Annotated in this window: 17 protein-coding genes and 1 pseudogene; 5 read left to right on the top strand and 13 right to left on the bottom strand. The window is 62.7% G+C overall.

Annotated elements, in window-relative coordinates; genetic code table 11:
- Nucleotides 1-55: 55 nt before the first annotated feature.
- Genes ACYAS9_RS07135 through exbB form a run of 3 tightly spaced genes read right to left on the bottom strand, consistent with a single transcriptional unit; the run spans nt 56 to nt 2,211 of the window.
- Nucleotides 56-802, bottom strand: a complete 747-nt coding sequence (locus ACYAS9_RS07135) for an energy transducer TonB (RefSeq protein ID WP_463567616.1) — start codon at nt 800-802, stop codon at nt 56-58.
- Nucleotides 799-1,224 (bottom strand): TonB system transport protein ExbD, encoded by a 426-nt coding sequence (exbD, locus tag ACYAS9_RS07130; protein WP_463567615.1) that lies wholly within the window; start codon nt 1,222-1,224, stop codon nt 799-801. The genes ACYAS9_RS07135 and exbD overlap by 4 nt, the downstream gene beginning before the upstream one ends.
- A gap of 3 nt (nt 1,225-1,227) precedes the next feature.
- Nucleotides 1,228-2,211 (bottom strand): tonB-system energizer ExbB, encoded by a 984-nt coding sequence (gene exbB, locus ACYAS9_RS07125; RefSeq protein WP_463567614.1) that lies wholly within the window; start codon nt 2,209-2,211, stop codon nt 1,228-1,230.
- A gap of 207 nt (nt 2,212-2,418) precedes the next feature.
- On the opposite strand from exbB, the gene ACYAS9_RS07120 reads away from it, so the two are divergent.
- Nucleotides 2,419-3,267, top strand: a complete 849-nt coding sequence (locus ACYAS9_RS07120; protein WP_463567613.1) for an SDR family oxidoreductase — start codon at nt 2,419-2,421, stop codon at nt 3,265-3,267.
- A 12-nt stretch (nt 3,268-3,279) separates the two neighbouring features.
- On the opposite strand, the gene ACYAS9_RS07115 is transcribed toward ACYAS9_RS07120, so the two are convergent.
- The 6 genes from ACYAS9_RS07115 to ACYAS9_RS07090 all read right to left on the bottom strand — a co-directional run bounded on the left by ACYAS9_RS07115 (nt 3,280) and on the right by ACYAS9_RS07090 (nt 8,536).
- Nucleotides 3,280-4,017, bottom strand: a complete 738-nt coding sequence (locus tag ACYAS9_RS07115; protein ID WP_463567612.1) for a hypothetical protein — start codon at nt 4,015-4,017, stop codon at nt 3,280-3,282.
- A 59-nt stretch (nt 4,018-4,076) separates the two neighbouring features.
- Entirely contained in the window at nt 4,077-4,457 is a 381-nt protein-coding gene (locus tag ACYAS9_RS07110; protein ID WP_459746186.1) for a RidA family protein, read from the bottom strand.
- 26 nt (nt 4,458-4,483) lie between these two features.
- Nucleotides 4,484-6,589 carry a bifunctional GTP diphosphokinase/guanosine-3',5'-bis pyrophosphate 3'-pyrophosphohydrolase gene (gene spoT, locus ACYAS9_RS07105; protein ID WP_463567611.1) on the bottom strand — a complete coding sequence of 702 codons (2,106 nt, stop codon included), beginning with the start codon at nt 6,587-6,589 and terminating at the stop codon, nt 4,484-4,486.
- Nucleotides 6,590-6,649: 60 nt separating this feature from the next.
- Nucleotides 6,650-6,913: a DNA-directed RNA polymerase subunit omega gene (gene rpoZ, locus ACYAS9_RS07100; protein ID WP_463567610.1), complete on the bottom strand. Its 264-nt coding sequence runs from the start codon at nt 6,911-6,913 to the stop codon at nt 6,650-6,652.
- 125 nt (nt 6,914-7,038) lie between these two features.
- On the bottom strand, nt 7,039-7,659 hold the full coding sequence (gene gmk, locus ACYAS9_RS07095; RefSeq protein WP_463567757.1) for a guanylate kinase: 621 nt from the start codon (nt 7,657-7,659) through the stop codon (nt 7,039-7,041).
- 13 nt (nt 7,660-7,672) lie between these two features.
- Entirely contained in the window at nt 7,673-8,536 is an 864-nt protein-coding gene (locus tag ACYAS9_RS07090) for a YicC/YloC family endoribonuclease (protein ID WP_463567609.1), read from the bottom strand.
- A gap of 214 nt (nt 8,537-8,750) precedes the next feature.
- Here ACYAS9_RS07090 and rph point away from each other — a divergent pair, with 214 nt between their 5' ends.
- Nucleotides 8,751-9,473, top strand: a complete 723-nt coding sequence (rph, locus tag ACYAS9_RS07085) for a ribonuclease PH (protein WP_463567608.1) — start codon at nt 8,751-8,753, stop codon at nt 9,471-9,473.
- Nucleotides 9,474-9,876: 403 nt separating this feature from the next.
- On the opposite strand, the gene ACYAS9_RS07080 is transcribed toward rph, so the two are convergent.
- Nucleotides 9,877-10,656, bottom strand: coding sequence for an exodeoxyribonuclease III (locus ACYAS9_RS07080; RefSeq protein WP_463567607.1), 780 nt, complete (start codon nt 10,654-10,656; stop codon nt 9,877-9,879).
- 80 nt (nt 10,657-10,736) lie between these two features.
- Here ACYAS9_RS07080 and pyrE point away from each other — a divergent pair, with 80 nt between their 5' ends.
- Together pyrE and ACYAS9_RS07070 are read left to right on the top strand one after the other, a co-directional pair.
- Entirely contained in the window at nt 10,737-11,378 is a 642-nt protein-coding gene (gene pyrE / locus ACYAS9_RS07075; protein ID WP_463567606.1) for an orotate phosphoribosyltransferase, read from the top strand.
- A 77-nt stretch (nt 11,379-11,455) separates the two neighbouring features.
- Nucleotides 11,456-12,028, top strand: a complete 573-nt coding sequence (locus ACYAS9_RS07070) for a DUF4124 domain-containing protein (protein WP_463567756.1) — start codon at nt 11,456-11,458, stop codon at nt 12,026-12,028.
- Nucleotides 12,029-12,037: 9 nt separating this feature from the next.
- Here the strand turns inward: ACYAS9_RS07070 and ACYAS9_RS07065 are convergent, their stop codons facing one another.
- Together ACYAS9_RS07065 and ACYAS9_RS07060 are read right to left on the bottom strand one after the other, a co-directional pair.
- Complete coding sequence (locus tag ACYAS9_RS07065) at nt 12,038-12,760, bottom strand: methyl-accepting chemotaxis protein (RefSeq protein ID WP_463567755.1); 723 nt, start codon at nt 12,758-12,760, stop codon at nt 12,038-12,040.
- Nucleotides 12,761-12,892: 132 nt separating this feature from the next.
- Nucleotides 12,893-14,014 (bottom strand): annotated as a pseudogene (locus tag ACYAS9_RS07060) (Cache 3/Cache 2 fusion domain-containing protein); the annotation flags it as partial.
- Between the two features lie 236 nt (nt 14,015-14,250).
- Between ACYAS9_RS07060 and ACYAS9_RS07055 the strand changes: the two are divergent.
- On the top strand, nt 14,251-15,633 hold the full coding sequence (locus ACYAS9_RS07055) for a NorM family multidrug efflux MATE transporter (protein WP_463567605.1): 1,383 nt from the start codon (nt 14,251-14,253) through the stop codon (nt 15,631-15,633).
- Here the strand turns inward: ACYAS9_RS07055 and ACYAS9_RS07050 are convergent, their stop codons facing one another.
- A complete protein-coding gene (locus ACYAS9_RS07050; RefSeq protein ID WP_463567604.1) occupies nt 15,634-17,304 on the bottom strand; it encodes a putative bifunctional diguanylate cyclase/phosphodiesterase in 1,671 nt (556 codons plus the stop codon).
- Nucleotides 17,305-17,317 lie beyond the last annotated feature (13 nt).

The following is a 17,317-nucleotide window of genomic DNA, read 5'->3' as shown; positions in this document are numbered from 1 at the left end:
CAATCAATAGACGCACGTTATCAGAGGCGCACCTGCGTATCAAAAAACTGATTTATCAACGTTTATCCAGCGAATACACAAACGGCGCCAGAATTTCGATCGATCCGTTGTTCAAGACTTCGGCCGGCGGCTTGGGCACCGGCTGCGCACGACGGATCATCTCCATGGTGGCGCGGTCCAGTGACGGGCTGCCCGAGGTGCTGGCAATCGAGTAGGAAAGCACATTGCCTTCCGCGTCGACCACAAAGCGCAGTCGTGCCACGCCTTGCATGCCACGACGACGGGCATCCTCAGGGTACTTCTTGTACTTGGCCAGGTGACGCAGCAAGTCGCCTTGCCAGCTCGGCAACGCGGTGCTTGGTGGCGACGGCGGGCTTTGCGGTGCAGTCGGTGCGGCGGCCTTCTCGACCTTCGGCGCGGGCGGCGCCTCTACCGGCTTCTCGTCAACAGGCTGTTCCTTGGGCGGCTCAGGCTTCTTCTCGATCGGTTTCTTCGGTTGAGGTTTCGGCTTGGGCTTTTCGACCTTTTTGGGGACGACGATTTCCGGCTTCGGTGCTTCGGCAACCTCCGGCATGGGAATTTCTTCCTCGGGCGCAGGCGGCGTCGGCGGCTGCACGACCGCAGGTGGCGGCGGCATGGGCTCAGGCAACGGCGGCAGTTCGATCATCATGGCGGGCGGCGGCAATTCGATTGCCTGAGATGCCGGCCAGCGCAGTGCAAGCAGCACCGCGATGGCATGCACAGCCAGCACCAACAACAGACTACCGCTATAGCGCGTCAGTGTTTGGCGCATGGTGATCATTTTTTCCCAACCGTCTCAAGGCCCACCAGTCCGACTTTCAGGTAGCCGGCGGCACGCAAGGTGTTCATGACTTCCATCAGGTCGCCGTAGTCCACGCCCTTGTCGGCCTGGAAGAAGATCGTGGTGTCCTTCTTGCCGTGGGTCCGGGCATCGAGCACCTGGCCGATCTGTTCGCGGGCAACCATGTCGTTGCCCAGGTACAGGTTCTTGTCGGCCTTGACGCTGAGGAACACCGGCTTCTCGGGTCTGGGCTGCGGTTGCGCCGTGGACGCTGGCAGGTCGACCTTGATGTCGACAGTGGCCAATGGCGCGGCCACCATGAAGATGATCAGCAACACCAGCATGACGTCGATGAACGGCGTGACGTTGATTTCGTGGTTCTCGGCGAGATCGTCGCCGCCTTCGTTAAGATGCAGGCCCACGTGTTAGCCCACCTTGCCCAGATGCGGTTGTTGTTGGCTGCGCTCGCTCGGCTCTGGCAGATGGTCCAGGTCGCGGCTGACCAGCAGCAGCACTTGAGCCGAGGCGTCAGAGACCTGAGCCTTGTAGCCGGCGATGGAGCGGGCGAAGACGTTGTAGATGATCACCGCTGGAATCGCAGCCACCAGGCCCAGTGCGGTGGCCAGCAGGGCTTCGGCGATACCGGGTGCAACCACCGCCAGGTTGGTGGTCTGGGTTTTGGCGATGCCGATGAAGCTGTTCATGATGCCCCACACGGTACCGAACAGACCTACGAACGGTGCGGTCGAACCGATGGTCGCCAGCACGCCGGTGCCGATGCTCATGTTACGGCCGCTGTTGGCGACCAGGCGCTCCAGACGGAAGCTGACGCGCTCCTTGATGCCTTCACGCTCGCGGCTGTTGGCCGACAGGCGCATTTCTTCGAGTGCGTCATGCACCAGCAGGTGCGACAGGGTGCCTTCCTTGGTGTTGCTGGCACTGGCCTCGTTCAGGGTGCGGGCCTTCTTCAGGCTGGCGACTTCAGTGCGCAGACGGCGCTTGGCGCCCAGCAGCTCGAAGCCCTTGGCGATCCAGATGGTCCAGGTGATGATCGAGGCGATGGCCAGGCCGATCATGACCGCTTTGACCACCACGTCGGCGTTCTGGTACATGCCCCACGGCGACAGGTCGTGGGACGACATGCCCAGGCTGTTTTCGCCGGCCAGCGCTTCAGGGTCGGCAGGAGCGTCGGCATTCAGTGGTGCGGCAGGCGTCAGCGGCGCAGCGGCGGCAGGCGCAGGAGCCGGCACGACAGCGGCAGGTGCTGCGGTGTTGCCCGAAGCAGGCGCGGCCTGGTCGGCGAAGGCAGGGGTGAGCATCAGGCTCAGCACGATGGCGGCAACGGCGCGCCAGGCGCGAGTCAAGCTGGGGAGCGTGTTTGGCGAGGCGGGTGTTGGATTGCGAGTCATGCTGGCCGGACCTGAAGTGTATATATAAGGACAGTTGCGTCGCCGCATGGGCGCCGGACGCAGGTGCGTTAACAAAGGCGGGCATTATTGCAAATCGTTCTTGTTAACTGAAGTAATACTGTATCTTTTTTCAAAGAAATTACGTTTAAACGGTAAAGTCCCGGTAAAGATAATGGCTTTTGATTTCGTTATATGAGGAGAGACGTAATGCCTGCACCCTCGTTATTGATCGCCGGCTGCGGCGATATCGGCTCGCGTCTGGCCCTGCAATTGCTGCCTTCAGGCTGGATCGTGCACGGCCTGCGGCGCACTGTTTCAGCACTGCCGCAAGGCGTGGCCGGCATCGCGGGCGATCTGTTCGACGCGCAAAAGCCCAAGGACTGGCCGACCGGCGGTATCGATTACCTGGTGTATTGCGCCACCCCGTCCGAGCGCGACGAAGCGGGCTATCGGCAAGCGTACGTCGAGGGGCTGGAGCATGTGCTTGCCTGGCTGCGTCAGTCCGGCCAGTCGCCACGCCGGGTGATTTTCGTTTCAAGCAGCAGCGTGTATGGCCAGCAACAGGGCGAATGGGTCGATGAAACCTCCGCCACCGAGGCCAGTGGTTTCTCCGGCAAGGTACTTCTGGAAGCCGAGCAACTGGCGCTGAACAGTGGCTGGCCGGCCAGCGTGGTGCGCCTGACCGGTATCTATGGACCGGGGCGCAGCGACTTGTCCAGCCGGGTGCGCCAGGGCTATAGCGTGGCCGTCGACCCGCCGGTGTATGCCAATCGCATTCATGCCGATGATGCCGCCGGATTGCTCGCACACCTGCTCAAGGCTGATGCCGATGGCGTGGCGCTTCAGGACTGCTATCTGGGCGTCGACGATGCACCGGTGCCGCTGGCCGAGGTCGTGGCGTGGATGCGCGATTATCTGGGGGTTACCGAGTGGTCGGCGCAAGCCAGCCTGCGCCGCGCCGGCAGCAAGCGCTGCAGCAACGCCCGCGCCCGGGCACTGGGCTGGGCGCCGCGTTATGCCGATTACCGGGCGGGGTATGCAGCGCTGCTGGGGTAAACCCCGCCAGGTTTACTGCTTCTCGAGCACCCAGCGGCTTGGGCCGGGACGCAGTTGCGGCATTTCGTCGGTGGCGGCGGTATTGAGCGCCTGGAAAATTTCCAGGCGTTTGCCTTGGCGCACAAAGATCCACGGCGCGCCCTGCTCGGCCCTTTCGAGCCACATGCTGTCGTATTCGCCGCTCATGGCTGCGCAATCGCCAGCCAGACACAGCGCGTAGCGATCGTTGTCACCCAGACCCTGCACGGCGCCGTTAGGCATGAACTGCACGGTCGAACCCTGGCCTTCGCCGCTGACGATGGTCCATTTGCCCCCCATGAACGCGCCGTACAGCGCGCTTTCGAAGCTGCTGCCCGGCGGTGCGTCGGCAGGTGTCGGGCTTTTGGGCTTGACGAAGTGCTGCTCGGGGCCGGATTCGCTGAGCGCCTGGATCAGCTCACCGTCGTCGACATGCAGGTTTTCAATGAAGTTGCCGTAGAAGTCGACACGCAGCTTGCCGTCGGTGGCGCTGGTGATCTTGCCTTCACCTAGCTCGAAACCGTTGGAATAGGAGGCCTGGCTGGCCTTGGTGTTGACTTGCCATTCCAGGTTCGGACCATTGGCCAACAGAGCCTGGCGCAGGTTGCCATCCTTGACGGCGGCATCGATGGCGATCTGGTTGATCCAGGTGCCATCCGGATTACGGTCGACGTGGCTGGCGCAGCCAGTGACGAGTGCGGCCAACAGCGACAGGGCGAGCGCACGGCGCATAACAGAGTCCTTCCTTTACTGGGTGGACGCAGCGCCAGGCGCTACGCCCGGGAGAGTTTTTATTCGATGACCAGAATGGCGTCCATCTCGACCTGCGAGCCGCGTGGCAAGGCCGCAACACCAATGGCAGCACGCGCAGGATAAGGCTGCTCGAAGTAGGTGCCCATGATCTCGTTGACCTTGGCGAAGTGACCCAGGTCGGTCAGGAAGATGTTCAGCTTGACGATGTCCTTGAACGAACCGCCCGCCGCTTCAGCCACCGACTTGAGGTTCTCGAACACCTGGGTGATCTGCGCTTCGATACCGTCGACCAGTTCCATGGTCTTGGGGTCCAGCGGGATCTGCCCCGACATGTAGACGGTGTTGCCCGCCTTGATCGCCTGGGAGTAGGTGCCGATGGCGGCGGGTGCCTTGTCGCTGGTGATGACGGTCTTGGACATGAGAACTCCTGATAACGGGGTGGTGGCTAGGCGCGCATGCGGGTGATGCGGGTCACGCCCGGCAGCGCGCGCAGCTTCTTGATGACGCGGGCCAGGTGCACGCGGTCGTGTACGCTGACCACCAGTTGGACCACGCTGATACGACCATCGCGCTCATCCATGCTGATTTTCTCGATGTTGCCGTCGGCGGCGTTGACGCTGCTGGCCAGCAGCGCGATCAGGCCGCGCTGGTGCTCAAGCTCGACGCGCAGCTCGACATTGAATTCGCCGGTGACATCCTTGGCCCACGACAATTGCAGGCACTTTTCCGGGTTGTGGCGGATTTCGCTGATGTTGCGGCAGTTCTCCAGGTGCACGACCATGCCCTTGCCTGCCGACAGGTGGCCGACAATCGGGTCGCCCGGGATCGGCGTACAACACTTGGCGTAGCTGAGCACCAGACCCTCGGTGCCGCGAATCGCCAGCGGACCTTCGGCGTTGGGCAACTGCTCGCCCTCGCCCAGCAACCGGCGCGCCACGACATAGGCCATGCGGTTTCCCAGGCCGATGTCTTCGAGCAGATCTTCGAGCACCTGGGCGCGGTATTCGGTGAGTGCGGCCTGGACGCGCTCGGCGGCGATCTTGTCCAGACTGGTCTCGAAGCCGTTCAGCACCTTGTTGAGCAGGCGCTCACCGAGGCTGATCGACTCGGAACGGCGTTGCAGCTTCAAGGCATGGCGAATATGCGTGCGCGCCTTGCCGGTGACCACAAAGTTGAGCCAGGCAGGGTTGGGGCGTGCGCCCGGCGCACTGACGATCTCGACCGTCGAGCCACTTTGCAGCGGTTCGGACAGCGGCGCCAGACGGCGGTTGATGCGGCAGGCGATGCAGCTGTTACCCACGTCGGTGTGTACCGCGTAGGCAAAGTCCACGGCCGTGGAGCCTTTGGGCAACTCCATGATCCGGCCCTTGGGCGTAAAGACATAGACCTCGTCCGGGAACAGGTCGATCTTGACGCTTTCAATGAACTCCAGCGAGTTGCCGGCGCGCTGCTGCATTTCAAGCACGCCCTTGACCCATTGCCGGGCACGGGCGTGGGAGCCCTTGGGCTGCTCGTCGTCGCTGGATTTATACAGCCAGTGGGCAGCGATGCCGTTGTTGGCCATCTCTTCCATTTCGCGGGTGCGAATCTGGATTTCGATCGGCACACCATGCATGCCGAACAGCGTGGTGTGCAGCGACTGGTAGCCGTTGGCCTTGGGGATTGCGATGTAATCCTTGAAGCGCCCCGGCAGCGGCTTGTACAGGTTGTGCACCGCACCCAGCACCCGGTAACAGGTGTCGACCTTGTCGACGATGATGCGAAACGCATACACGTCCATGATCTCGTTGAAGGCGCGGCGCTTGCCGCGCATCTTCTTGTAGATGCCATAGAGGTGTTTCTGCCGTCCGCTGACATCGCCTTCGATGCCGTCCACGGCCAGGCAATGGCTCAGCGACTCTTCGATCTTGTTGACCAGCTCTTTGCGGTTGCCGCGCGCGCGCTTGACCGCCTGACCGATGCGCGAAGAACGCATGGGGTACATGGCCTTGAAGCCCAGGTCCTCGAATTCGATACGCACGCTGTGCATCCCCAGGCGATTGGCGATGGGGGCGTAGATTTCAAGGGTTTCCTTGGCGATGCGCCGGCGTTTTTCGCCGGACAGCACTTCAAGGGTGCGCATGTTGTGCAGGCGGTCGGCGAGCTTGACCAGGATCACGCGAATGTCGCGGGCCATGGCCATGGCCATTTTCTGGAAGTTTTCAGCCTGCGCTTCGGCTTTGGTCTCGAAGTTCATCTGGGTCAGTTTGCTGACCCCGTCGACCAGATCGGCCACGGTTTCACCGAACTGCGCGCTAAGCGCTTCTTTGGCAATACCGGTGTCTTCGATCACGTCATGCAGCATCGCGGCCATCAGGCTCTGATGGTCCATGTGCATGTCGGCAAGAATATTGGCAACGGCCAGAGGATGGGTAACGTAGGCTTCGCCGCTGCGCCGGCGCTGGCCGTCGTGGGCTTGCTCGGCGTAAAAGTACGCCCGGCGGACCAGATTGACCTGGTCCTTGCTGAGGTAGGCTGAGAGGCGTTCGGCGAGGGCGTCTATGCTCGGCAAAGCGCTACCTCCTGCCGATGGCCTGTGCCCTGCGCCGCACTACGTCGACCCGGCATAGGCTTATACGGCCTCGCTGGACTCGTCCTCGAACGCTGCAAACAACGGTTCGTCTTCGACGATGTCAGCTTCAGCGATAACGCTGTAGTCGATCAGGCCAGCGGCGATTTCGCGCAGGGCCAGAACGGTAGGCTTGTCGTTTTCCCAGGCGAGCTTGGGTTCTTTGCCGCCGGTGGCGAGCTGACGCGAACGCTTGGTGGCGAGCATGACCAGCTCGAAGCGGTTATCGACGTGTTCCAGGCAGTCTTCAACAGTCACGCGGGCCATGGTATTCCTCGTAGCAAATGCGTATGCGCGTTGCCCGGATGGGCGAGCGGACTTGGTAGTGTACTAGCGCGCAGGGGCAAGCTTCAAGCGTCAAGCCACACGCGTTGCCCCGACGTGCCACGGATTCAGCCCAGCAACTGGCTGAGCAGGTCCTGATGTTGTTGCTGTTGATACGTCTGGGTCAGGCGATTGGCGCGAAAGATTGCCTTGAGGTCTTTCAGGGCCTGCTCGAAATCGTCGTTGATAATCAGGTAGTCGTAGGCGGCGTAATGACTCATTTCGCTGACCGCTTCGCGCATCCGGCCTTCGATGATCTCGTCGCTGTCCTGGCCGCGGTTGTTCAGGCGGTGACGCAGCGCTTCCTGGCTCGGGGGCAGGATGAAGATCGAGCGGGCATCGGGCATCAGGTTACGAACCTGTTCGGCGCCCTGCCAGTCGATCTCCAGGATCAGGTCATGACCCTCGTCGAGAATCTGCTGCAGGCTGCTCTGCGAGGTGCCGTACAGGTTGCCGAAGACTTCGGCCTGCTCGAGAAAGTCACCTTTCTCGATCATGGCCAGAAATTCGGCGCGCTCGACGAAGTGATAGTTCACCCCGTTCACTTCGCCCGGGCGCTTGGCACGGGTGGTGTGCGAAACGGACAGCCGGATTTGCGGCCGATCCTTGATCAAGGCCGAAACCAGACTGGTCTTGCCTGCGCCAGAGGGCGCGGAAACGATATACAGGGTGCCGGTGCTGTGGGTCATGTCGGGTTCAGCCTTACTCAATGTTCTGCACTTGTTCGCGCATCTGCTCAATCAACACTTTCAGGTTGACCGCCGCTTGGGTGCTGCGTGGATCGAAGGCCTTGGAGCCCAGTGTGTTGGCTTCGCGGTTGAGTTCCTGCATCAGGAAATCCAGGCGGCGCCCGGCCTGACCGCCAGCCTTGAGCACCCGGCGCACCTCGGTAACATGGGTGCTCAGGCGGTCGAGTTCTTCGGCAACGTCGCTTTTCTGCGCCAGCAGGACCAGTTCCTGCTCCAGACGCTGCGGGTCCAGCTCGGCCTTCATGTCGGTGAAACGGTCGAGAATCTTCTGCCGCTGGGCAGCCAGCATGTGCGGCACCAGGCCGCGCAGGGTGGTGACTTCCAGGGTAATGGCGTCCAGCCGCTCGTTGAGCAGCGTGGCCAGGCCTGCGCCCTCACGACCACGGCCGGTCTTGAGCTCGTCCAGGCCCTGATTGAACAGCGCCAGCGCTTCGTTGTTCAGCGCTTGCGGGTCGCTGGCGTCGACCACCAGCACACCCGGCCAGGCCAGCACTTCCAGCGGATTGAGCGGCGCGGGCTGCTTGATCAGGCTGGCGACCTGCTCGGCGGCGGCGACCAGCTGGGCGGCGCGCTCGCGGTCGACCTGCAACGATTTGCCGGCGTTTTCTTCGACGAAGCGCAAGGTGCACTCGACCTTGCCGCGCGACAGCCCCTGGCGCAGGGCCTCACGAATGGCGCCCTCCAGATCGCGAAAAGCGTCGGGCAGGCGCAGGTGCGGCTCGAGGTAGCGATGGTTGACCGAGCGCAGTTCCCAGCTCAGGGTGCCCTGGGCACCAGCCCGTTCGACTCGGGCAAAGGCGGTCATGCTGTGCACCATGGGGTGTACCTCCTCATTAAGGCGCAGGATTGTAACCCAGTGCACGGCCGGCCCCCAAACCGCCGATGCGCCAGGCGCTGTCTGGCCTGCGCAAGGCCTGCGCCAGAGGCCTCGCGTCGCTTTGAACGGCCGGCCGGACTTTTAGGTGTGCCCTGCGCCGCCCATGGGCTTTATACTGCTGGGCAGTTTTCCGTCCCTGTACAGGTATTGCCAGATGAAACGTCCAAGTGGTCGCGCTGCCGATCAGCTGCGCCCGATCCGTATCACCCGCAACTACACCAAACATGCCGAAGGCTCTGTGCTGGTCGAGTTCGGTGACACCAAGGTCATCTGCACGGTCAGCGTCGAAAACGGCGTCCCGCGCTTTCTCAAGGGCCAGGGCCAGGGTTGGTTGACCGCCGAGTACGGCATGCTGCCGCGCGCCACCGGCGAGCGTAACCAGCGTGAAGCCAGCCGTGGCAAGCAAGGCGGCCGCACCCTGGAAATCCAGCGCCTGATCGGCCGCTCGCTGCGCGCAGCGCTGGACATGTCCAAGCTGGGCGACATCACCCTGTACGTCGATTGCGACGTGATCCAGGCCGATGGCGGCACCCGCACCGCATCGATCACAGGCTCCATGGTGGCGCTGATCGATGCGCTCAAACTGATCAAGAAGCGCGGCGGCCTGAAGGCTGGCGATCCGCTCAAGCAGATGGTCGGTGCCGTTTCGGTCGGCATCTACAAGGGCGAGCCGGTGCTGGACCTCGACTACCTCGAAGATTCCTCGGCCGAAACCGACCTGAACGTGGTGATGACCAGCGCAGGCGGCTTCATCGAGGTGCAAGGCACCGCTGAAGGTGCGCCGTTCCAGCCTGAAGAACTCACAGCGATGCTCGCCCTGGCGCGCAAGGGCATGGACGAGATCTTCGAACTGCAACGTGCGGCACTGGCCGACTGATACGCCGTATTCGGCACGCTCCCTTGCAGGAGCGCGCTTGCCCGCGATTGAGTGCGAAGCGCTCACAAGAATTTGTGAACCGCTGAAAACTTACGGCTGCTAACGCAGCCGGTCGTCCGAATGCGGCCCAGGGACAAGCGCGCTCCTACAGAGTTTGTGTCGTACTCAGTATCAAGGCCTGCCCAAAATCCGCAGGAGCGAGCGCCAGTTCGCGAAGGCGAAGGTCAGCCATCGAAAATGTGCTGATTTCACTGGCCCTTTCGCGAGCTATGCTCACTCCTACGCAATTTTTGTCGTACTCAGTATCAAGGCCGGAATGCGCGAAGCTTTGAAGGCTGATGCGCATTTGGCTTGAGAACACGTTGCTACGGGGCTTTTTGTCGAATAGCCACTGACCCCGAGGTCAGATCGTCAGTGTCCAGTCGTAATCCACGATCAACGGCGCATGCTGCGAGAAGCGCGGCTGGCGCGGCAGGCGAGCGCTGCGCACGAAGCGCCGCAGGCCAGGCGTCAGGATCTGGTAGTCGAAGCGCCAGCCCAGATTGAGCATCTCGGCCTGTTCGCTGTCCGGCCACCAGCTGTACTGGTCGCCTTCGCGATTGACTTCGCGCAGGGCATCGACATAACCCATGTTGCCGACAATCTCGTCCATCCAGGCACGTTCCGGCGCCAGGAAGCCGGGCGACTGCTGGCTGTCGCGCCAGTTCTTGATGTCCAGTTTCTGTTGCGCAACGTATAACGAACCGCAATAGATATATTCGCGACGCTTGCGGCGTTGCTTGTCCAGGTACTTGCCGAAGTCGTCCATGAGCTTGAACTTCTGATTCAAGTCTTCATCGCCGTTCATGCCCGAAGGCAACAACAGGCTGGCAATACTGACCTTGTCGAAATCGGCCTGCAGGTAACGCCCATAGCGGTCGGCTGTTTCAAAGCCCAGGCCGCTGATGACCGCCTTTGGTTGCAAGCGAGAGTAAAGCGCCACACCGCCCTGTGCGGGGACTTCGGCTTCGCATGCGTAAAGGAAGTAGCCATCCAGCTGATAGGCTGGATCATCCAGTTCAAAGGTGGAGGCGCGGGTGTCCTGTAGACAGATGACGTCGGCATTCTGGGCTTGCAGCCAACTGAGCAAACCACGCTCGACTGCAGCCTGAATGCCATTTACGTTCACACTGATGATCCGCATAAATGGCCCCAAAAATCACGTGCGTGTATGATACCCGAGGTCAAGTCAATTAGCTAAATCCGTGCTTTCGGGGCTTTTTCATGCAAGCGTATCAACGCGATTTCATTCGTTTTGCCATCGATCGCGGTGTACTGCGCTTCGGTGAGTTCACTCTCAAGTCCGGGCGTACCAGCCCATACTTCTTCAATGCCGGCCTGTTCAACAGTGGTTCGGCCCTGGCGCGCCTTGGACGTTACTACGCCGCCGCCGTGGTCGACAGCGGTTTGTCCTTCGATGTGCTGTTCGGTCCTGCGTATAAAGGCATTCCGCTGGCCGCCGCTACAGCTGTCGCGCTGGCCGAGCATCATGACCTTGACCTGCCGTGGTGCTTCAACCGCAAGGAAGCCAAGGATCACGGCGAAGGCGGCAGCCTGGTCGGCGCCCCGCTGAGCGGCAATGTGCTGATCATCGACGACGTGATCACCGCCGGCACCGCGATTCGTGAAGTCATGCAGATCATCAAGGCCCAGCAGGCCACGGCCGCGGGCGTGCTGATCGCGCTCAACCGTCAGGAACGCGGCAACGGCGAGCTGTCGGCGATCCAGGAAGTGGAACGCGACTTCGGCATTCCGGTGGTCAGCATCGTGTCGCTGAATCAGGTCCTGGAATTCCTGGCCGACGACCCGCAGCTCAAGCAATACCTGCCGGCCGTTGAAGACTATCGGGCCCAGTTCGGGATCTAAGGCGGCCTATGGCGGTGGGGGCAAGGCACTTGAAAACGACGCCGGCGCGCCACCGCAGCCTCAACGCTGCGGGCCTGCTGCTATGGCTCGGTTTGTTTGTACAGGCGCCTGCTTTCGCGGCCGATCAGCCTGAAATCCTGCTCTACCGCTATATCGACAGCCGTGGCGTGACCGTAATGGACCGCCAGGGCGTGCCGGCCGAATACATCGGCAAGGGCTATCAGGTGCTCAATTCCCGTGGCCGGGTGATACAGACCGTGCCGCCGGCGCCCACCGCACAGGAAATTCGCCAGGCCGAAGCGCTCAAGGCGCAGGCCAGTGCCGATGCACAGCTATTGCAGCAATATCGCAGCCTCGACGAGGTGGACCGTGCCAGGGCGCGCAAGCTGGCCGAGCTCGATGCGCTGATCGGCGTGGCCCAGGGCAATATCCAGGGTTTGTCTGCCCAACAGGCCAGCTTGCAAGGCCAGGCCGCCGACCAGGAACGCGCCGGCAGGCCGGTGCCGCAATCGTTGCTCGATCAGCTCAAGGACCTGCGCGACCAGCAACTGGACCTGCAGGCCACCGTCCTGCGCCACCAACAGGCCCGCCAGGAAGCCGAAACGGGCTTTGCCCAGGATCGGCTACGGGTGCAAAAGCTGTTGCAGTAATGCCGCGCCTCACCTGAACCGGTCAACCTCCGCCAGCAACTCTGCCGCCAGGGCATTGAGTTCGCGCGCCGTCACCGCCAGATTGGCAACGACTTCGCGCTGTTCGCTGTTGGTCATGGCAATGCTTTGCAGGTTGCCGCTCAATGCCGTGGCGGTGCTGCTCTGTTCCTGAGCGGCGGTGGTGATCACGGTGAACTGCTGGCCGGCCGAGCGGCTTTGTTCGTCGATCTGGGCCAGTGCCTGGGCGACCTTGGTGTTGAGCGACAGGCCTTCCTGCATCAAGGCGTTGCCCTGTTGCATGGTGCTGATCGCGTTGCCGGTTTCCTGCTGGATGCTGGCAATCATCGTCGAGATTTCGTCGGTGGCCTGACGGGTGCGCGAGGCCAGGCTGCGCACTTCGTCGGCAACCACGGCAAAGCCGCGTCCCTGCTCACCGGCACGGGCCGCTTCGATGGCGGCATTGAGTGCCAGCAGGTTGGTCTGCTCGGCAATCGAGGTAATCACGCCGACGATGCTGCCGATTTCCTGCGAACGCTGGCCCAGGGTGTCGACCACTGTGGCGGTGCTGTTCAGCGAAGCGGCGATCTGTTGCAGCGAGCTGGAGGCTTCTTCCATCGACGAACGACCGATGCGGGTCTGACGCGCATTTTCCTGCGCCAGACGCTCGGTGTCCTGCATGTTGTCGGCGATATTCATCGAGGTGGCGCTGAACTCCTCGACCGCGCCGGCCATGCTGGTGATTTCGCCGGACTGCTGTTCCATGCCGGCATGTGCACCGCTCGACAGCCCCGACAGCGCATGGGCGCGGTCGCTGACCTGGCGGGACGCGGTACGAATGTGTTCGACCATGGTCGACAAGGCTTCGCTCATGGCATTGAAGCTGCCGGCCAGCTGGCCGATCTCATCGTGGCTGGTGACCGGCAAGCGCACGCTGAGGTTACCGGCGCCCAGCGCTTCGGCCTGTTGCACCAGTTCCGACAGCGGCCGCAGCTTGCTGCGCAGCAACCAGATCGCGCCGCCCACCGCAATCAGCATCGCCAGCAGGCTGCCGATGGCCAGCTGCGTGCCGACGCTCCAGGTCACTGAGCTGATTTCTTCCTGCGGCATGCTCGCCACCACCGTCCACGGGCCACCGGCGAACGGCATGCCGACGCTGTAGAAGTTCTCGTCGCCGTCCTTCCAGAACTGGCCCTTGCCTGATTGCGCAACGGCAGCGGCCACGGCGGTGGCGGCCTGGGTGGCGTCCTTGACGCCGGCCGGAGCGACCAGCCATTTGTTCTGTTCATCGAGCAACGCCAGCGAGCCGGTCTTGCCGATGCGGAAGCTCTTGAGGTTTTCGAACTGGGCGTTCTGCGCATCGGTGTAATCAAAGCCGACGAACAGCGCGGCAATAATCTGACCGCTGGCGTCGCGCACCGGGCTGTACTGGGTCATGTAGTTGCGCTCGAACAACAGCGCCTTGCCGACGTAAGCCTGGCCCGCCATCAATTTTGCGTAAGCCTGGCCCTTGCGATCGAGCACGGTGCCGATGGCCCGCGAACCGTCCTGCTTGGTCAGCGAGGTGCTGACGCGGATGAAGTCATCGCCGCTGCGCACGAAGACCGTCGCGACGCCGGCGGTGAGATTACGGAATTCATCGACCTCGCTGAACTCGTTGTTCAGCGCCTGGCCTTCCAGAAACAGACCGGGAGTCGGCGTGCCCGCCACCGTGAAGCTGGTCCCGGTCTGCACGCTCAGGCCCGTGGCAAAGCGCTTCTCGAACAGGTTGGCCAGGCGCTGGGTACTGTCGCGCAGGGTGGTGTGAAAGGTGTTGAGCTGGTCAGCGAGCAGGCGCGCTTCGCTGGCCATGTGTTCTTCGCGGATGACCAGGTTAGCAGCATCGAGCGAGCGCAGGGCAAAAAGGGTACTGCTGCCAATCACGACCGCCAGAATGACGGCCAGAGCAATACCAAGCTGAGAGGCAATCCGGGCACGGGGCTTGGACATGACGACTCCAGGCTGGGTGGTTCGATGACCCGCCAAGGGGCTCGCCAGCCAGCAACGTTATATGTAGGGAAGTTCGAAGCGCCGCAAGGCACGATTCTATCCAGTGGAGTCGGCATGAGCGGCACATACTTGAGTGTCATGCATGGATATTGATGGCACTTATTTAACGCTTTGTATCCAGCCATCCAAATAGCCAGAATAGGCGGCTGATTTTCCCCACTTCGAGCCTTAAAAACATGCAGTCCGCCGCCCTCAAGGAACTCTGGATCATCTTGCGCCTGGCAGGGCCGCTGATCGCCTCGCAACTGGCGCATATGCTGATGGTGTTCACCGACACGGTGATGATGGGCCGGCTCGGTCCCGAGTCGCTGGCCGGCGGCGGGCTGGGGGCGGCCACGTATGGGTTTGTGTCGTTCTTCTGCATCGGCGTGATGGCGGCGGTCGGCACGCTGGTTTCGATTCGCCAGGGCGCGGGCGATACCGAGGGCGCCACGCGCCTGACCCAGGCCGGGCTATGGCTGGCGTGGGGCATGGCGATTCTGGCCGCCGCCTTGCTGTGGAGCCTTGAGCCGGTGCTGCTGCACCTGGGCCAGGACCCGCGCAACGTACACATGGCGATGCAGTTTCTCACCACCCTGCCGCTGGCCCTGCCCGGCCTGCTCACGTTCATGGCGCTGCGCGGTTTCACCAGCGCACTGGGACGCGCAACGCCGGTCATGATCATCAGTCTGGTGGGCGCGCTGGCCAACTTCATTCTTAACTATGCACTCCTCGAAGGCTGGCTGGGCTTGCCGGCGCTGGGCCTGTACGGCATCGGCCTGGTCACCGCCGTGGTCACCAACTGCATGGCCCTGGCACTGGCGCTGCACATTCGTCGCCACCCGGCGTACACCGCCTACCCGATTCGCCAGGGCCTGATGCAGCTGTCGCGCAGCCACCTGGGCGAGTTATGGCGGCTGGGCCTGCCGATCGGTGGCACCTATGCGGTGGAAGTCGGCCTGTTCACCTTTGCGGCGTTTTGCATGGGCGCGCTGGGCACCGCACAAATGGCCGCGCACCAGATCTCGCTGCAAACGGTGTCGATGGCCTTCATGATTCCGGTGGGCATTTCTTACGCGGTAACCATGCGCATCGGCCAGCATTATGGTGCCGGCAACCTGCACATGGTGCGCCTGACAGGCCGGCTCGGGATCGGTTTCGGCGGCGCGCTGATGCTGCTGTTTGCCCTGTTGTTCTGGCTGGCACCGCGGCAGATCATCAATCTGTTTCTGGACATCGACGATCCTGCGCTCAACGACATCGTGGTGCTGGCAGTCAAGCTGCTGGCCATCGCCGCCTGGTTCGAGCTGTTCGACGGCGTGCAGACCATCGCCATGGGCGCGATTCGCGGCCTGAAAGACGCCAAGATCACCTTTCTGATCGGCCTGGCCTGCTATTGGCTGGTGGCGGCGCCGGCCGCCTGGTTGCTGGCGTTCCAGACACCGGCCGCCGCGCAAGGGGTGTGGTGGGGGCTAGCGCTGGGGCTGCTGTGCGCGGCGGTGACGCTGACCTGGGCCTTCGAGCGGCGCGTGGCGCGCCTGATACGCAAGGCCGGTCAGCCGGTCACATTGCAGGCCTGATCAGCCGTCCTGAGAACTCGGCACCTGCACATTGTCCTGTGTCAGGTACTGGACCAGCTCTTTCATCGGCAAGGGCCGACGGATCAGATAACCCTGCGCCTGATCGCAACCGTATTCGCGCAGCAAGGCCAGCTGGCCCTCGGTTTCGATGCCCTCGGCCACCACTTCCAGGCCCAGGTTGTGTGCCAGGTTGATCATGGCGTGGACCAGCTGGCGGTTTTCAGGGCGCTGCTCCATCTCGCCGACAAAGCTCTTGTCGATCTTCAGCAACGCAATCGGCAGGCTGTTGAGGTGCACGAACGATGAGAAACCGGTGCCGAAGTCGTCCAGCGAGAAACGCACACCCAAGGCACGCAAGGCATCCATGGTCTGGCTCACCAGGTCGCTGCGGCGCATGACCGCGGTTTCGGTCAGTTCGAATTCCAGCCAGTTGGCGTCCACGCCCTGCTCGTTGATCAGCCGGCTGAGGGTGGCCAACAACTGGTTGTCCTGGAACTGGCGGAACGACAGGTTGATCGCCATGTGCAACGGCGCGATGCCCTGCTCGCGCAAGGCGCGCATGTCGCGCAGCGCGCGGAAAATCACCCAATAGCCCAAGGGCACGATCAGGCCGCTTTGCTCGGCCAGCGGCACGAACTCGCTGGGCGGCAGCAGGCCGCGCTCCTGATGGCGCCAGCGCACCAGCGCTTCGAGCCCGACGATGGCGCCGCTGCTCATACACAGCCGCGGCTGGTAATGCAGCTCCAGCTCATCGCGGCGCAGCGCCCGGCGCAGCTCGCCTTCAAGGTCGGCCAGGCTGCGGGCATTGCGGTTGATACGTGCATCGAACAGGTGCCAGGTGCAGCCCTGAATGCTCTTGGCCTGGCGCATGGCGATGTGCGCGTGCCACATCAATGGGTCGGCGCCGGCCTGTGCGTGAGCATGCGCGACGCCCAGGCTGCAACCGAGCAACAGGCTTTCACCGTCGATCCAGTACGCCTCGGACATCGCCTCGATGATGCGCTCGGCCACCTCGGTGGCACGCTGCGGTGCATCGCGGGTATCGATCAGCAGGGCGAATTCGTCACTGCCCAGGCGGGCGATCTGGTCGTTGACATCGAGCTGGCGCTTGAGCCGCGCCACCACTTGCAGGATCAGCCGGTCGCCGCCCTGGTGACCCAAGGCATCGTTGGCCCGGCGAAAGTTGTCCAGGTCCAGATGCCCCAACGCCAGGCCGACACCGTCGTGCTCGGCCAGGCGCGCCGCCAGCAGGGTCTGAAATCCCTGGCGATTGGCGATGCCGGTCAACGGATCCTGTTCGGCCAGGCGGTGCAGGGTGTGTTCCAGATGCCCGCGCTCGCGCACATGGCGCAGGCAGCGGCGCAGGATGTCGGGGGTCAGGCTACCGCGCACCAGCCAGTCGCTAGCACCGGCCGGGCCGGCATCGGGCTCGGCCTCCAGCAGCATCACAATCGGCAAACTGCAACTGCCGGCCTGTGGCTGCAGTTCAGGGGTGACCAACAGCACAGTGTTGCGCTCGCCGGCGTAAGGCCTGCCGTCGGTTTCCCAGTCGTTGATGCAGTGCAGCGTGATCCCTGCTGGCAGCGTCGCCATGCAGCGTTGCAGTTGCGTCAGCCATGCAGGCTCATAGGCCAGCAGCAATAACCGCGAGGCTTCGACAGGCGTTGGCAAGCTGACTCCCTAA

This window comes from Pseudomonas sp. HP_08, assembly GCF_055284095.1.
Note: the sequence above shows the minus strand (reverse complement) of the source record. Positions and strands in the feature narration are given on the sequence as shown.

What these genes read in the sequence shown, in the direction of transcription:
- ACYAS9_RS07135 (WP_463567616.1), bottom strand. Translation starts at nt 802, where the DNA reads ATGATCACCATGCGCCAAACACTGACGCGCTATAGCGGTAGTCTGTTG.
- exbB (WP_463567614.1), bottom strand. Translation starts at nt 2,211, where the DNA reads ATGACTCGCAATCCAACACCCGCCTCGCCAAACACGCTCCCCAGCTTG.
- ACYAS9_RS07120 (WP_463567613.1), top strand. Translation starts at nt 2,419, where the DNA reads ATGCCTGCACCCTCGTTATTGATCGCCGGCTGCGGCGATATCGGCTCG.
- ACYAS9_RS07115 (WP_463567612.1), bottom strand. Translation starts at nt 4,017, where the DNA reads ATGCGCCGTGCGCTCGCCCTGTCGCTGTTGGCCGCACTCGTCACTGGC.
- ACYAS9_RS07110 (WP_459746186.1), bottom strand. Translation starts at nt 4,457, where the DNA reads ATGTCCAAGACCGTCATCACCAGCGACAAGGCACCCGCCGCCATCGGC.
- rpoZ (WP_463567610.1), bottom strand. Translation starts at nt 6,913, where the DNA reads ATGGCCCGCGTGACTGTTGAAGACTGCCTGGAACACGTCGATAACCGC.
- gmk (WP_463567757.1), bottom strand. Translation starts at nt 7,659, where the DNA reads ATGACCCACAGCACCGGCACCCTGTATATCGTTTCCGCGCCCTCTGGC.
- ACYAS9_RS07090 (WP_463567609.1), bottom strand. Translation starts at nt 8,536, where the DNA reads ATGGTGCACAGCATGACCGCCTTTGCCCGAGTCGAACGGGCTGGTGCC.
- rph (WP_463567608.1), top strand. Translation starts at nt 8,751, where the DNA reads ATGAAACGTCCAAGTGGTCGCGCTGCCGATCAGCTGCGCCCGATCCGT.
- ACYAS9_RS07080 (WP_463567607.1), bottom strand. Translation starts at nt 10,656, where the DNA reads ATGCGGATCATCAGTGTGAACGTAAATGGCATTCAGGCTGCAGTCGAG.
- pyrE (WP_463567606.1), top strand. Translation starts at nt 10,737, where the DNA reads ATGCAAGCGTATCAACGCGATTTCATTCGTTTTGCCATCGATCGCGGT.
- ACYAS9_RS07065 (WP_463567755.1), bottom strand. Translation starts at nt 12,760, where the DNA reads ATGGCCGGCGCGGTCGAGGAGTTCAGCGCCACCTCGATGAATATCGCC.
- ACYAS9_RS07055 (WP_463567605.1), top strand. Translation starts at nt 14,251, where the DNA reads ATGCAGTCCGCCGCCCTCAAGGAACTCTGGATCATCTTGCGCCTGGCA.